General features: G+C 50.8%; 10 protein-coding genes. 2 read left to right on the top strand and 8 right to left on the bottom strand.

What is annotated here, in order from left to right:
- The 8 genes from ghxQ to mocA all read right to left on the bottom strand — a co-directional run bounded on the left by ghxQ (position 1) and on the right by mocA (position 13329).
- The gene (gene ghxQ, locus SK36_RS01745; RefSeq protein WP_045447221.1) at positions 1-1368 is read right to left on the bottom strand and encodes a guanine/hypoxanthine transporter GhxQ; all 1368 of its coding nucleotides are present in this window, start codon (positions 1366-1368) and stop codon (positions 1-3) included.
- A gap of 35 nt (positions 1369-1403) precedes the next feature.
- Entirely contained in the window at positions 1404-2720 is a 1317-nt protein-coding gene (gene guaD, locus SK36_RS01750; protein ID WP_045447218.1) for a guanine deaminase, read from the bottom strand.
- 17 nt (positions 2721-2737) lie between these two features.
- Positions 2738-4138, bottom strand: coding sequence for a xanthine/proton symporter XanQ (xanQ, locus tag SK36_RS01755; protein WP_045447215.1), 1401 nt, complete (start codon positions 4136-4138; stop codon positions 2738-2740).
- A gap of 164 nt (positions 4139-4302) precedes the next feature.
- Positions 4303-7173, bottom strand: coding sequence for a molybdopterin-dependent oxidoreductase Mo/Fe-S-binding subunit (locus tag SK36_RS01760; RefSeq protein WP_045447212.1), 2871 nt, complete (start codon positions 7171-7173; stop codon positions 4303-4305).
- Complete coding sequence (gene ygfM / locus SK36_RS01765) at positions 7170-7949, bottom strand: molybdopterin-dependent oxidoreductase FAD-binding subunit (protein ID WP_048220602.1); 780 nt, start codon at positions 7947-7949, stop codon at positions 7170-7172. Before ygfM ends, SK36_RS01760 begins: the two co-directional genes overlap by 4 nt.
- Positions 7950-7999: 50 nt before the next feature.
- A complete protein-coding gene (ssnA, locus tag SK36_RS01770; protein ID WP_048220603.1) occupies positions 8000-9328 on the bottom strand; it encodes a putative aminohydrolase SsnA in 1329 nt (442 codons plus the stop codon).
- Positions 9329-9330: 2 nt separating this feature from the next.
- Positions 9331-12429 carry a putative selenate reductase subunit YgfK gene (gene ygfK / locus SK36_RS01775; RefSeq protein WP_048220604.1) on the bottom strand — a complete coding sequence of 1033 codons (3099 nt, stop codon included), beginning with the start codon at positions 12427-12429 and terminating at the stop codon, positions 9331-9333.
- 309 nt (positions 12430-12738) lie between these two features.
- Positions 12739-13329 carry a molybdenum cofactor cytidylyltransferase gene (gene mocA, locus SK36_RS01780; RefSeq protein ID WP_048220605.1) on the bottom strand — a complete coding sequence of 197 codons (591 nt, stop codon included), beginning with the start codon at positions 13327-13329 and terminating at the stop codon, positions 12739-12741.
- 103 nt (positions 13330-13432) lie between these two features.
- On the opposite strand from mocA, the gene yqeC reads away from it, so the two are divergent.
- Together yqeC and yqeB are read left to right on the top strand one after the other, a co-directional pair.
- Positions 13433-14203, top strand: a complete 771-nt coding sequence (yqeC, locus tag SK36_RS01785) for a selenium cofactor biosynthesis protein YqeC (RefSeq protein WP_045447194.1) — start codon at positions 13433-13435, stop codon at positions 14201-14203.
- Positions 14204-14250: 47 nt separating this feature from the next.
- The gene (gene yqeB / locus SK36_RS01790) at positions 14251-15876 is read left to right on the top strand and encodes a selenium-dependent molybdenum cofactor biosynthesis protein YqeB (RefSeq protein WP_048220606.1); all 1626 of its coding nucleotides are present in this window, start codon (positions 14251-14253) and stop codon (positions 15874-15876) included.
- Positions 15877-15907: the final 31 nt, after the last annotated feature.

Consider the following 15907-nt stretch of genomic DNA (forward strand, 5'->3'; position numbering starts at 1 on the left):
TTAGATTGCCCATCCACCTGCGTAAAACACGACCAGGGCGACGGTAATGATAACAGTACCGATATTCAGTTTGTGCCATTCGCGCGCAAATACGCGGCCCACCACCAGCGTTACAAAGCCCAGCATAATACCGGTAACGATATTGCAGGTCAGGACGATGAATACCGCGCAAACCAGTCCTGCCATAGCATCAATAAAGTCATTGAAGTCCAGTTTCGAGACGTTACTTAACATCAGCAGACCAACGTACATCAGTGCGGGGGCTGTGGCATAACCGGGGATCAGAAACGACAACGGTGATAAGAACAGAATCAACAGGAATAGAAAGCCTACAACAGTCGCAGTCAGACCTGTCTTGCCGCCGGCAGCAGTCCCAGCCGCAGATTCGATATAGACAGCTGCAGGGGCTGCGCCTACCAGGCCTGAAAATATCGAGCTTACTGAATCGCTGGTTAGTGCTTTACCTCCGTTAATAATCTGATTGTCTTTATCCAGAAGATTCGCCTGACCAGCAACCGCACGGATGGTGCCAGTGGCATCGAACACTGCGGTCATCACCAGTGCCAGTACACTCGGGAGCACGGTTGGCTGAAGCGCACCGATAATATCAAGGCTGAATATAAGGGATTTTCCATCTTCGCCAGTCAGGCTGGGCATGGCTACCAGACCGTGGTATTTCACCGTTGGATCGAAAATTAAGCCAATGATCGAGATGGTGATAATGACCAGCAAGATCCCGCCTGGAACGCGGCGCTTTTCCAGACCGAAGATAACCGCTAATCCCAGCAAACTCATCAGCACCGGGAAAGAGGTAAACGTACCAAGCGCCACAGGTAAGCCTTCAATCGGATTTTTGATGACCATACCGACGCCGTTGGCGGCAATCAGCAGCAGGAACAGACCAATACCGATACCTGTACCGTGTGCAATACCCATCGGTAAATTACGCAATATCCAGGTACGAATACCCGTTACGGAGATGGCGGTGAAGATGAGGCCCATCAGAAAGACCGCGCCCAGCGCGACAGGCACGCTAATTTGTTGCCCTAGCACCAGGCTAAATGCGGTAAATGCGGTAAGTGAAATGGCGCAGCCAATCGCCATCGGCAAATTAGCCCATAACCCCATCAACAGGGAACCGAAACCTGCGACCAGACAGGTGGCGACAAAAACTGCCGCAGGAGGAAACCCCGCTTTTCCTAGCATGCCGGGAACCACGATAACGGAATAAACCATGGCCAGAAAGGTGGTCAAACCCGCCAGCACTTCCTGACGAACGGTACTGCCACGAGCTGTAATTTTAAAATAATTATCCAACGCGCCTTGGGGCTTTGGTGCGTCCGGTGTTTGTAGGATGTCTCCAGACATAATGATGTCCTCACGAGGATGTTAAGGTTTTATTATTAGTTGCGTTCGTACACCAGACGACCATCAACGTAGGTGCGGTATATAGAACGGTCATCGCCCAACGTCATCATCACGAACAATTTGTCGACTAAAGAAACAGAGTTGTCATAGCGCAGTTGCTGAAGCGGCGTTGCTGTCGGTTCCATCACCACGAAATCGGCTTCTTTACCTGGCATAAAGTTGCCGATCAGGTTGTCGAGCCCCAATGATTTCGCACCGCCCAGGGTGGCAAGATAAAACGCTTCATAAGCTGAGAGGCGATACCCCTGTAACTGCAACACTTTGTACGCTTCGTTCAGCGTCTGCAGCATGTTGAAGGTGGTTCCTGCGCCAATATCAGTTCCCATGCCGACTTTCACTTTTTTCTGCCATGCTTTTTGTAGATTGAATAAGCCGCTGCCAAGATAAAGGTTGGAGGTCGGACAGAAAGCGATACTGGATTTTGTTTCGCTCAGGCGGTCCCACTCTTTTTCTTCCAGATGGACGCAGTGAGCAAAGACGCAGTTTTTACCTGTCAGACCGTACTGATGATAAACATCCAGGTAGCCATCGTGTTCAGGATAAAGTGATTTCACCCAGGCAATTTCATCTTTGTTTTCACACAGATGAGTATGTACCCACGTATCGGGATACTCTTCTTTCAGGCGTTGTGCCATCGCCATCTGTTCGGGCGTTGAGGTGGGGGCGAAACGTGGCGTAATGGCATACAGCAGGCGGCCATTTTTGTGCCAGCGTTCGATTAGCTCCTTACTTTGCTGATAGCTGCTTTCTGCCGTGTCGAGTAGATAATCTGGCGCGTTGCGATCCATCATTACCTTGCCGGCAATCATTCGCATATTGATATGACTCGCGGTTTCAAACAATGCATCCACCGACTGCGAATGAACAGTACCAAACACCAGCGCCGTGGTAGTGCCGTTACGTAATAACTGCTTGATGAAGAACGCCGACATTTCGCGTGCGTATTCTAAATCTTCATAACGACGCTCGGTGGGGAAGGTGTGTTTGTTCAGCCATTCCAGCAACTGCTCGCCATAGGCGCCGATCATTTCACTCTGCGGATAATGGATATGCGTGTCGACAAAGCCCGGGACTACCAGCTTGCCGCGATAGTCGCGGACACGAATGGAGTCAGGGATTTGATATTTTCCCTCTTCCCACTCGCCAAACCATGCCACTTTCCCCTGGCGAATCAGTAACAATCCATCTTCGATAAATCGCAACGCAGAGGAAATCTCTTCCGGGTTATCAACCGTACGGGTGACATCAATAAAACTGCCTCGAACTGCTTTTAACGTGTGTTCGCCTGACATCATTAACTCCTTTACTGTTAATCCATCTCTTCCGCTGAGGGAATACCTGGCAAAACGTTTTCTTGTCGGTAGCCTCCTGGGAGAATGATATTTAAAACAATTGCGGTTAACCCTCCGGCACAAATAGGATTTTCAACTAATACATAAATAGAGGCGGGTAAGATTTTAAAAATCTCGGGGTCATATGAAACGCCAAGACCCAAACCCAAAGAGGTAGCGACGATCAATGTTTCACGTCGTTTTAATCCGTTGGTGATAATGATGCGGATACCGGCAATTGCAATCATGGAAAACATCAGCGTCATTGCGCCACCCAGAACCGCTGAGGGAATAGTGGTGAAGAAGCCGCCGATCATTGGAAATAACCCGAGGATCACCAGCATTATCGCGATGCTCCGTCCAATATAACGTGAGGCGACGCCAGTCATCTGAATCACGCCGTTGTTCTGTGCAAAGGTGGTTAATGGCAATGAACCGACCGCGGAGGCAATGACAGAGACTAGTCCATCCGCCAGCACGCCTCCTTTCAGACGCGACTGATATTCCTCCCCCTGAATCGGGCGGCGGGAAACCATCGCTGTGGCGGTGATATCGCCTACCGCTTCCAGCACGCTAAGTAGATAAATCGTGCCGACAACCAGGAACTGATGAAAGCTGAAACTAAATCCGTATTTGAATGGATGTGGGATGGTGATGAGCGGCAGATTGCGCATGCTGCTGAAATCAACCATGCCCAGGCATAACGAAACGATATAGCCAACGCATAAACCAATGGCGATACCGCCCATGCGCAGAAGCGGACTGCGGCAGCAGTTAAAACCGATAACCACAATCAGAACCAGCAATCCGACGCCAAGATGTTCGTAACTGCCGAACGTGCCGCTACTTTTGGCGGCAAAGCCGCCACCAAAATCAATGATGCCGACTTTAATCAGACTTAAGCCAATCATCAACACGACGACACCGCTGACGGTGGGAGTAATCACTCTGCGTAAATAAGGGAGAATAAATGAAGCACCGACCACGAGAAATGCGCCCACGAAGGAGACGCCAAGTAGCGACGACATGATTAATTCTTCGTGGAAACCGTCGCTTTTCATGCTGCTGCCCAGAGCAATCATGACCGTAACAAATGAAAAATTGACTGACTGAATAGAGAGTAAACCGGAACCCACGATGCCATAACGGTTTACCTGTAACCAGGTGCCAATGCCGGAAGCGATCATCGCCATGGAAACCAGATAGGCAGTGGTTTCTACGGAAAGCTGTAATGCCGCACCCACAATTAGCGCGGGTGTCACCATCGGAACGAAAATTGCCAGTAGATGAGTAATTGCGCCAATGATTGCCTGATGAAAGGGAGGGCGGTCCTCCAGTTCAAATATAAGGTCGGAGCCTGCACGGTTTATATCAGACATCCCTTCACTCCTTTTAAAGTAAATTTGATCATCTGAATCAGTAAAATAAATTCCCACGAATTTGGGGCGCAGGACGCCTTGAGAACGGCTTATCTCATTTTCGCAGTCACTATTTAGTTATCTATAAAACAGGGAAACTGGCCGCCGGAGCGGCCAGTTATGGTTTATATTTTTTCCAGTGCGGTGAGTATTTTCTCCGGAGTGAAATGCCATTCGCGCAACCAGACGCCGCAGGCATCGTGAATAGCAGTTGCAATCGCCGGAGCTGCGCCATTTACGCCAATTTCTGAGATCGATTTAGCACCGAATGGGCCGACTTTATCGTCACTTGGTACCAGAACGGCGCGGAAATCACGCGGAATGTCGCCAATTTTTGGCGCACCATAACTTCGCAAATCGCGTGTCAATGGGTGACCCTCGGCGTCGTAAATGATTTCTTCACTCAAGCTATGACCGATAGCACGCATGGTGGCGCCGTAGATCTGACCCAGCGCTAACTCTGGGTTGACCGGTGTGCCACAGTCCAGCAAAGCGTAGAATTTATCCAGACGGATTTCACCCGTACGGGTGTTTACGGCAACTTCGGCAAAGTTTGCCCCATATGGAAAGGCAAAATCAGGTGTGATATAGCAGGCGGTTCCCACCAGTGAACCAAAGCCAGTACCGGTTTCTCCTTGATGAGCGATTTCTCCGAAACTGACTTCTCCTTTCTTCCCGCGGACGATGCCCGGAGTGGTCAGTTGGACATCTTCCAGTGGTTCACCCAGCATGTTGGCTCCGTGGAGGAGGATTTTCTCGCGCAGATTTTCCGCCGCCATACGTGCTGCATTCCCGGAGAAACAGGTGCCGGACGAGGCATATGCGCCTTTGTCAAATAACGCATGGTCGGTGTCGCCAGAAATAACATGTACGTCCTGTGGCGCGCAATGTAGCACTTCTGCCGCCAGTTTTGTCACCACGGTATCCAGGCCGGTGCCAATATCTGCACCGCCTGAATGGACAATAATCGTGCCATCAGATTCCAGTTTGATCATGCAGTTAGCCTGATCGATATCTGGTATCCCCGATTTCTGCATGATAATGGCGACGCCTCGCCCCACACGCCAGTCACCTTCCTGCGCTTTCGGCGAAGACCACTGGATCATCTCACGTCCCTGTCGCAGGATCTCTTCCAGCGCGCAACTGGCGGCAGAAGGGACGGAGGTTGGCGCTTTGCCTTCGCCGATAGCGCCGAGGATCTTCAGTTCTTGACCTTCGTGTACCCGGTTACGCTCAATAATTTCCAGTTGGTCAATCTGCAACTGTTCCGCCAGTTCTGCTAACGCCATGGTGATGGCGAAGTTACCTTTTGGCGCGCCGTAACCTTGATAAGCACCGTTTGGGCAAATGTTGCTGTAGTAGGTGGTGACCTGGAAATCGACGTTATCGCACGGATATAACGGCAACGACAGGGCCGGTCCGTTACACGGTACGGTGAGTGAATGGTTGCCGTAAGGGCCTGTATTAGCGCGGAAATCCATTTTCACTGCCGTCAGGCGACCATCTTTTTTCGCCCCCAGTTTGACGGTGACTTTCGCTACGTGGCGTGAGGTGTTGGCAATAAACTCTTCTTCGCGGGTGTAGCGGAACAGAACCGGACGTCCGGTCACGCAAGTTGCCCATGCGCATACTTCTTCCAGCAGAATGTCCTGTTTGGAACCAAAGCCGCCGCCAACGCGTTCTTTAATGACATGAACCTTATGCTGCTTCATGCCGACGAGGCGTGCTACCTGACGGCGCAAGTGCCACGGTACCTGAGTAGAGGCGTGGATCACCAGACGATCGCCATCCATACGGGTAAAGCAGATATGAGTTTCAGTAGGGCACTGCTGAGCCTGAGTTGAGTTATAGGTTCGCTCAATGATCACATCGGCATCGGCGAAACCTTTGTCCATATCGCCGATATGGCCATGAATGCTGGCCGCGATATTTTTGCGTGGGCGTGAACCGATTGGGAAGTTAATGATCATATGCTCGCCACGCTGGGCTGCATGGCTATTGTCTTCTTCCAGCGTATCTGGCGCGCCAGCGACATAAACCACCGGTTCGTCGTGTACTACTGGGGCATCTTCCGCCATCGCATCGTCAATTGATATCACCGGCTTGAGAACGTCATATTCAACGTCGATGAGTTTCAGTGCTGCCAGCGCAATCTCTTCGCTTTCGGCTACAACAGCGGCTACGCGATCGCCAACGTGACGCATTTTTTTGCCGAACATGCGACGGTCGAGCGGTGAAGGTTCTGGTGCGCTTTGACCGCCCGGGGTGTAGTAGATGTCCGGGCAATTCAGGTGAGTAATAACGTGAACGACGCCTGGCAAAGCTTCGGCTTTGCTGACATCCAGATGTGTAATCAGCGCGTGGGCGTGAGGGCTGCGTAACATTTTGATGATGCAGGCGTCAGCTGTCACGCGGTCTTCAACATAGCAGGGTTTTGCCTGCACCATTTTAGCGGCATCGGTTTTCGGATAGTGCTTACCAATGACCTCAAGGTCGTCGCGGAAAGTCGGAGCGATATCAATCGTCGCCTGTGGGTTATTTTTTCGCGCAACCGCCAGTTCAATGACCTGATAATATTGCTGCCAGCCAGCGTCGCGGCTGAACAGGCCAGAAAGCGCGTCGTCGATCTCTTCGCGGGTTGGTGCTGCAACGCGATCGAGTAGATCGCTGATAATCAGAGATGCTGCCGGATCGTTGTAACCGGACTGGACTACGCCGACATCAACCATTGCCTGCTGAACCAGACTTAATTCGTTCCATTTACCTAAGGATTCAGCGGTGCGGATTTCTGCCTGATCTAACTGAGCAGCGATAAGCAGGGAGGCGTTGACGATGTTGCCGTTATAAATAATCGCATCAGAACCGGCGAAACCGAAACCATCATCACTGTTGCGTACAGAGTGCATACCCATGTTAAACAACAGCTTTTGTACGTTTTCAGCAGGATTAACCTTTAGTTCCCTGGAAGCGCCATTTAAAGTCAAGTGGATGATCATACGGCTTCCTCCCCAGCCTGTTGGCAGTCGGTATACAGGTCGGCTACTACAACTCCCGTGATATAGCGTTTATACGCGACGCTACCCCGAATATCCCCCACGGGGAAAATCGCCCTGGCGACGGCTTGCTCCAGTGCGCGACCTTCCAGATTTTGTTTTTCTACGTCGTGCAGGCGCAATGTTTTGCTGGCGACACCATCCAGCGCGATCCGCAGACCGTCGTGATCTGTTAATGCAACTGCTGCGGTAACCACGGTTAACCCCGCCTGGGAACGGCTAATTTTTCGAGTAGCACAAGTGCGATACGGATCTTTTATGATAATTTCAGTCAGCAGTCGGTCGCGTGGATCGGCAAGATAGTTTTCAATCGACAGTGTTTCGCCGTTGCCAAAAACCAACTCAGCATCCAGTGCCAGCAGTACCGGAAGTAACACGGACTCTTCCTGCCTGGCGGCGATTTCGCCACCGATAGTGGACTGGTTACGGACATGGCGGGAGTAGACAAAACCGAGCGCTTCCCGCAGCGCCGCTGGAATGTAGCGTACATCGCGCAGAGGCTGTAAGCGCGACATTGCGCCAATGCGCAGTGCCCCGTTATCCCAGTCAACCCAGCCCAGTTCCAGATCCTGCAAAGAAATGGCAATTTTTTTATCCGTCCGGGTTGGTGTAGCGTTAAGTTTGCTGCCCCCGGCAAACCAGACAGCTTCATCCTGGTAGCGGCGCTTTAGTTCCAGCGCCTGTTCTACCGAGTCGGGCCTGAAAAATTGTTCAATCATCTTCTTTCCTTAATTTCCCTTCTTCTCTGAAAGAAGAGGGGATCTGTCATTTATGCCAGCGCATCCATCCGACGCCACATACTGGCGGCAGCTTTTCTGGCTTGCGCATAAATGGAATCGCAGTCGAAGTTAAACTGATGGTCTTCATAAACCATCACGCCGTTGACCATCACACTGTGAACGCTGCCTGAACCCATACCGAAGGCGATATGTCCGGCGATATTGTCTGCCAGCAGTGGTGTCGGTGAGTTGTAATCGCAAATGGTTAAATCGGCTTTATAACCGACCTCCAGAAGGCCAAATTTTGCGCTGAAGTTGCGGCTAATCAGTTCGTTGCCGTTAGCCAGGGCTTTGGCAAAACTGTCAGGCCACAGCGAACCACCAGCGTCACGATGTTTAAAGAAGGCGAATTTCATCTCTTCAAACATGTCTGAACCGATGCCGTCAGTTCCCAACGCAAGATTGCGGATATCGCTAAGGTGATGGTTATAGCCGACATGGTTGTTCATGTTAGAACGGGCGTTATGCACCAGGAACGCATCGTGCTGATTAAGCCGATCGATATCCTCTTTCGACAGATACAACCCATGAGCGACCAGCGTTTTACTGTTGATGAGATCGTAGTCCGCCAGGCGTACCAGCAGGTCTTTGCCGTGCCAGTGGTGGCTGTGAGAGACGTCATACAAATCTTCCGCTGCGTGAATGTGTAAACCACGTCCCGTTGCTTTTACCGCCTCGCGAAGCATTTCCAGACCTGCATCTGGAACAGTAAATGGTGCGTGAGCGCCGATATGTGCTTCCACCAGATACGGCTCCATTGCGGATTTCTTCGCGTCGTCAATCTGATGGGCGAAACGGATGTTTTCTTCTACCCCTTCCTGTAACTCTTTGATGCCGTTGTTACGATCGGTGGTTTCAAAACAGGTCATCGCACGCAAACCAACTTTTAAAAATGCGTTGCGCAGTGTAGAGAGCGACCCTCCGATATAGGCAGGGGAAGCATGATGATCGATAACCGTGGTACATCCGCTCTTGATAGCCTCCAGTGAACAAATTAGCCCGCTGTAATAGAGCGACTCTTCATCAAGAGCGCGATCGAGCCGCCACCAGAGATTTTTCAGCGTCGAGATGAAATCCGGACAGGGGGCGATATTCGCCATAATTCCTCGGGACAAACCCGAGTAAAAATGGTTATGCGAGCAGACAATGCCTGGCATCACAATTCGACCATGCATCTCTTTGTAGCGGGCGTCAGGATAGCGTTGCGTCAGGGTGTCGCCGATAGCGATGATGACATCATTTTCGATGGCGATATCGACGCCTTCCTGTACTTTTGCCGGGTGTAGCTGAACTGCGGTGACATTCTTCAGAATCAACATGATTACACCTCCACGTGGCCCAGCAGATAATGATGATGCTGGTGGATATGGCTGATAATGCGGCACATATTGTTTAGCTCCGGTGGCACGTTGTTAAACAGCCCTTCGCTGTCGATGTTCAGATTCCAGCTTTGGTTATTCAGACGTACGCGCACCCGGTCATTTTCCACCAGGAAGCCAGGGTTGCTGCTGTTATCAAAATCCTGCGACAGGCTAAAGACGGTGATTTTGTCTTTGTATGGTCTGCCATTCCATGGGCAGAATTGGGCACAGTTACCACATTCGTTGCAGTAGGCATCGAGGTGGAGCGTCTGGAAACGGTTCTGGAATCCTGGAACCGGAATAGAGACGTTGGCGCGGTTCGGGCAGACATCGACGCACTTGCTGCAAACATAGTTACATTCAAGGCAGCGTGCGGCTTCCTGAGCGACAAATGCGTCACGGTCGTCGCTATTTACCATGGAGATAGAGATATCGCCTTTGCGTAGATAGATTTCCGCAGGGTTGGCGTTGTTCCAGTATTTATCGCTCTGGTGTGAACGGATGTTTTCCCGGCTAAGGATGGCATCCGTTGCCCGACGTGCGGTTCCAACCGCTGCGACAATAGAGGACGGCCCGCGTTGAACGTCACCAATCATAAAGACGTCAGCGAGGCGAGTTTCACCGTTGTGATCGACATCTGGCCAGCCGTTTTTGTCCAGTGGTACGCCCATAGCGTTCAAGGCTTCAGTGTCCTGCTGTTCGCCAATGGCGGTAATCAGGCTGTCTACATGCAGCGTCATTGTTTCGCTGGTTTCAACCGGACGGCGACGACCTTTCTCATCAGGTTCACCAAGCGACATGACGCGCAGTGTTAAGGTACCGTCGGCATCAAAATGTTCCGGGTTGTTCAGGAAACGGAACTCTACACCATCGTGCAGTGCTTCTTCATACTCTTCACGCCACGCTGGCATCTCTTGCAGTGAACGACGGTAAATGACGGTCGCTTTTTCGACGCCAGGTACGCGTAATGCGGCGCGCGCGCAGTCCATCGCGGTGTTACCAGCTCCGACAATCGCCACATGCTTGCCCAGGTGGAGCGCTGCACCTTTGTTGTATTCGCGCAGGAAGGGGAGAGATTTCCAGACATGTTGATTGTCGCCCGCCAGTTTTACACCGCTGTTTTTATCGGTGCCGGTAGCGATCAGAATGTAATGGAAGCCCTGATTTTTTAATTGTTCGACGGTTAAAGTCGATGAACCGCCATACTCAAATTTCACCCCATGGTCAGCGACAAAATCGATATCGTGCTGAATTAACTCCGCCGGGATACGGAACTGGGGAATGATATTTTTCACCACGCCGCCCGCATTGGCTTCGCGTTCAAATAGCGTGACCGGATGACCGGCTCTGGCAAGGAAGTAACCTGCCGCCAGACCCGCCGGGCCCGCGCCAATCACGGCGACTGGGTGGCGTGAACCGGAACCCGCTGGTTTGTGCCAGCGCTGTTTATACTCATCCCAGCCTTTTTCCAGCGCGACTTTTTTCAGTTCGCGGATATTCAGCGCACTGTCGTAGTCCAGGCGGGTACAGTTGTACTGGCATTGATGATCGCAAATGTGACCGGTAATGGCGGGCAGGGCGTTGCGCTGATAGATAAGTTCCAGCGCGTCGGCATAGCGGTGCTCGCCCAGCAGGCGAATATATTCAGGGATATCCTGTTGGATGGCGCAAGCGGTGACACATGGTGCAACGTAGCAGTCGGTCAGCGGCAGATCTTCCGCCACTTCAATACGCTCTTCGGGCTTCCAGTGTTTCTGGGTGTACTCCATGGTTAACGCGTCTGCCGCCAGCTTGTTCAGCCGTTCAACATCAACGTGGTCGAGACCCCAGGCATCTGACGCTTCCAGTTCACGCATGCAGGCGCTTAAACGCAGATAGCCGCCGGGTTTCAACAGGTCAGTTGCCATGGTGATCGGGCGAATACCAGTATCGAAAATATCGCGGATAGTCAGTTGGCTGGCGCCGCCGGAATAAGAGATAGGCAGTCTGCCATCAAAGGCGCGGGACAGAACTGCTGCAACATTGATAGAGAGCGGGAACAGCGCACGCCCGGACATATACATCTCTTCACCAGGCAAGGCGCCTTTGTTGTTGATAGTGCCGAGAGTGTTAGTCAGTTTGACGCCAAAGCTGAGCGATTTCTCTTTAGCCAGCGCCATCAGGCGTTGCAGCATCTCCAGCGCCTGTGTCAGCTTCAGATCATGATCAAAAGACTCTTCTTTTAAGCCGATGTAATCGAACCCGCAGCCATCAAGAATTTCACGTACCCGTGTGTAGCCCAACAAAGTCGGGTTAAGTTTCACGAAAGTGTTCAGCTCTTTTTCTTCCAACATGTAGCGGCAAATGGCTTCGATTTCATGTGGAGGGCAGCCGTGCATAGTGGAGAGGGTTACGCCTTGCACCATGCTGGTAGGGATACGTGCCGGTAGTGCCTGTAAATGCGCGCGTTTACCCTGCAAACCGTGGCGGGCTAAAAACGCATCATCCAGGAGCAGTTTATTAAGCGTATCGCGGTATTGGGTGAATTTCGGATGTGCAGATGCGTCCATCATATTGTCGATGAATTGCTGCATTGGTGGTTGTTTAATACCGTCGAGGTTGTAACCGACGCTCATATTAAAGATGAACGATTTACCTGAGTTGGAAGGTTGGAACATGGCTTCAAGCAGATGCAAGGCAAACCAGGCTTTAAGGTATTCATCCCATGCTTTAAGCAGAGTGAATTCGGTAGACCATTCGGTGTTAAAACACTCGTCTTCTGCGTCGATACAGGGTTTTTCTAGCTCCAGACGGTCAAGAATTTGTACCGTTTTTAGTTCGATGAATCGTCCGCCGGTCAGCCATGAGGTGACGATATTTTGTGCGAGTTGCGTGTGCGGGCCAGCGGCAGGGCCGACGGGGGTAGCACAGGTTTCACCGAATACGTTGACAGATTTACCTTCTACGGGTGAGTAAAACTGCTGCTCAGGAATACCAAAGATAGAGCGTTGTTGTTGGTATTCATCAAATATGCGCGTCAAAAGTTCCTCAAACGGAATGGGACGCATAATATCCCCCATAACCCTCTCCTTAGCTTACACAGATATCATTGAGTGACCGGTATTGAGAAATCCGGTGGTTTAGAGGGATAGAGCAACAATCGCACCACTCTTGCCAACTTTGCCTGGTAATATAAAAAAATGTGAGGCGATTCGAAAGTTAAACGCTTTTTGTGAATTATCTCACAGTAGCCAAATGAGAATTAAAATCACTCCTGAGGTTTATTATTGCCAGGGTTTTTATCACCTTTTCTCGTTTCTCAAAAACAGTGATTCCTTATCATTATGATAAAGGCGTAGTGAGTGGGTTAAATATTTGAACGCAATCGTTTAACTGGGTTTTCTAAATTTAAGCATGCTTTTTTGTGCATTAATAAAATCTTCGGGAGTATCAATATCTAAAATTATTTCTTCATTTTCCATTTCGACGAAATAGTGTTCACCCATCAGCAATGCTTGACGCATATTGCTAACATTAGGTCGCTGGACCGCCTGCATCAGGCACGATTTCGACATTAAAATCGGATGTCCAGGTATGCCGTTGTGCTGAGGGAGTATTGCGCCATTGTTACGTAATGCCCAGATTTTTCGGAAAATATCGGTGTTCAGATTGGGCATGTCGCCATGGGTGATAAAACAATGCGCTGTTTCAACCGAGGGGGCTGCGGCTTTCACCGAGGTCAGCAAGCCCAGCGCATAATCAGGGTTATAAATAATAGTGATATTGGCATTGTTTACGTAGCGATTATGCAGTTCATCAGCACGATAACCGGTTACTAAAATAATTCGACTACAAAACTGCAACGCATTTTTGATACTTGCATCAAGAATTGTTCCCTGTTGCCAGGGTAACATCATTTTCCATTGCCCCATTCTTGATGATAATCCGGCAGCGGTAATTATACAGTCGATGGCTGACATAGAGTTTCCATTATTTATTGGCAAGTCATACCTGAAAATTGTGTCACTTTCCTACAAATAAAGTGATGGGGCTAATTTACCTCAGAGAGGTCCCAGAAGGCTCGTGAAAAGTATAATTGACCCGGCAATGTTATTCATTGATTTAGGCGCAAAGAAACACCCCGCAGTCATTTCTGTTGTTGGTGCAGGGGGAAAAACCAGCCTGCTTTTTTGGCTGGCGCAGTTATTTCAGTCCAGCGGCAGGCGCGTTTTAATCACTACAACCACTCATATGTTTTTGCCCGATTCCTGCTGGCCTGTGATTTTCTGCCGCGATCCCGTAATGCTTCCTCATGTGTCTCTCACGTCGCCTGTTTCATTTTGTTTTAACCGCTGGAAAGCGCAGTCAGGGAAAGCCCAGGGGTTTGCACCAGACGTCATTGATGCGCTGGCGCAACGTCCGGAATGTGACGTGATTCTCGTTGAGGCAGATGGCTCGCGTGGATTGCCGTTAAAAGCGCCGGATGAGCACGAACCTTGCATACCACAAAGCAGTTGTTGCGTGATCGCTGTGATGAGTGGGCATTTACTGGGCACGATAATTGACGCAGAAAATATCCATCGCTGGCCGCAGTTTGCCGACATCACCGGGCTGACGCCGGGGTCGACCTTGCAATTTAGCGATCTCGTTTCGCTGGTTCGTCATCCTCTGGGCGCGTTTAAAAACGTGCCTTCAGGTTGTCGGCGAGTCTGGTTTATTAACCGTTTTTCTCAATGTGAGAATGTGATCGTACAAAGTGAGCTACTCAAGCCACTGCAACAACATGACGTAGAGGCAATCTGGCTGGGCGATATACAAGAAAATCCTGCAATCGCGCGCAGATTTGTGAAATAGCAGCCCGGGCATTCCGGGTAACTGAAAGGATATCCATTGAGGTTGGTATGAATATTTTCACAGAGGCTGCAAAACTAGAAGAGCAAAATTGTCCGTTTGTGATAGCGCAAATTGTTGATAGCCGAGGCTCTACACCTCGCCATTCTGCACAAATGTTAGTGCGTGCAGACGGTTCCATCGTCGGTACGATTGGTGGAGGAATGGTTGAGCGTAAGGTGATTGAAGAGTCGCTGGAGGCATTGCAGGAACGTAAGCCGCGTTTATTCCATGGACGCATGGCCCGTAACGGAGCGGATGCTGTCGGATCAGATTGCGGAGGTGCAATGTCAGTATTTATTAGCGTACATGGTATGCGTCCACGGCTGGTATTAATCGGCGCGGGGCATGTCAACCGGGCCATTGCCCAGAGTGCGGCTCTGTTGGGGTTTGATATCGCCGTTGCCGATATTTATCGTGAAAGTCTGAATCCTGAACTTTTCCCGCCATCAACAACATTACTGCATGCAGATTCGTTTGGCGCAGCGGTGGAGGCGCTGGAAATTCGACCTGAGAATTTTGTTCTTATTGCCACCAATAATCAGGATCGTGAAGTTCTCGATAAATTCATTGAACAGCCAGTCGCATGGCTGGGATTACTGGCAAGCCGCCGTAAGGTTCAACTATTCCTGCGCCAGTTGCGTGAGAAAGGCGTGTCAGAAGACCATATTGCCCGTTTGCATGCGCCGGTGGGCTACAACATCGGTGCCGAAACACCGCAGGAGATCGCCATCAGCGTGCTGGCAGAGATCTTACAAGTTAAAAATAACGCGCCTGGTGGGCTGATGATGAAACCTTCACATCCTTCCGGACATCAATTAGTGGTGATTCGCGGGGCGGGAGACATCGCCACTGGGGTGGCGCTGCGGCTGTATCATGCGGGTTTCAAAGTGATCATGCTGGAAGTGGAAAAACCGACGGTGATTCGCTGCAGCGTGGCGTTTGCCCAGGCCGTATTTGATGGCGAAATGACGGTTGAAGGTGTCACTGCTCGGCTGGTCTCCAGCTCTGTGGAGGCAACGAAGCTGACTGAGCGTGGGTTTATTCCGGTGATGGTCGATCCCACCTGTGCGCAGCTCGATGAACTTAAACCGCTCTGCGTGGTGGACGCCATTCTGGCGAAACAGAATTTGGGTATGCGTGCTGATATGGCACCAGTGACAATTGCACTTGGGCCTGGTTTTACCGCAGGAGTAGATTGTCATGCGGTGATTGAAACAAATCGCGGACACTGGCTCGGGCAAGTCATTTATTCTGGTTGTGCGCAGGAGAATACCGGCGTTCCTGGCAATATTATGGGACATACCACCCGGCGGGTTATTCGCGCTCCGGGTGCGGGCATGATGCGTTCGAACGTTAAATTAGGCGATTTGGTGGAGGAGGGGGATGTCATAGCCTGGATTGGCGAGCATGAAGTTAAAGCTCCGTTGACGGGCATGGTGCGTGGCTTGCTGAACGATGGACTGGCTGTGGTCGGTGGTTTTAAAATCGGTGATATCGACCCTCGTGGCAAAACGGCTGATTTCACCAGTGTTTCTGATAAAGCCAGAGCAATTGGTGGTGGAGTGTTGGAAGCGTTGATGATGCTGATGCATCAGGGCGTAAAAGCGACGAAAGAAGTGCTTGAAGTTGCTTAAATCAAGTTGGCCGGATGACATCGCATCCGGC

The sequence above is a fragment of the Citrobacter sp. MGH106 genome (assembly GCF_001037495.1).
Taxonomy (GTDB): Bacteria; Pseudomonadota; Gammaproteobacteria; order Enterobacterales; family Enterobacteriaceae; genus Citrobacter; species Citrobacter murliniae.

Bases quoted from the DNA above. Each gene is read 5' to 3' on its own strand.
- ygfK (WP_048220604.1), bottom strand. From the start codon at position 12,429: ATGGGGGATATTATGCGTCCCATTCCGTTTGAGGAACTTTTGACGCGC.
- mocA (WP_048220605.1), bottom strand. From the start codon at position 13,329: ATGTCAGCCATCGACTGTATAATTACCGCTGCCGGATTATCATCAAGA.
- SK36_RS01760 (WP_045447212.1), bottom strand. From the start codon at position 7,173: ATGATCATCCACTTGACTTTAAATGGCGCTTCCAGGGAACTAAAGGTT.
- xanQ (WP_045447215.1), bottom strand. From the start codon at position 4,138: ATGTCTGATATAAACCGTGCAGGCTCCGACCTTATATTTGAACTGGAG.
- guaD (WP_045447218.1), bottom strand. From the start codon at position 2,720: ATGTCAGGCGAACACACGTTAAAAGCAGTTCGAGGCAGTTTTATTGAT.
- ygfM (WP_048220602.1), bottom strand. From the start codon at position 7,949: ATGATTGAACAATTTTTCAGGCCCGACTCGGTAGAACAGGCGCTGGAA.
- ghxQ (WP_045447221.1), bottom strand. From the start codon at position 1,368: ATGTCTGGAGACATCCTACAAACACCGGACGCACCAAAGCCCCAAGGC.
- ssnA (WP_048220603.1), bottom strand. From the start codon at position 9,328: ATGTTGATTCTGAAGAATGTCACCGCAGTTCAGCTACACCCGGCAAAA.
- yqeB (WP_048220606.1), top strand. From the start codon at position 14,251: ATGAATATTTTCACAGAGGCTGCAAAACTAGAAGAGCAAAATTGTCCG.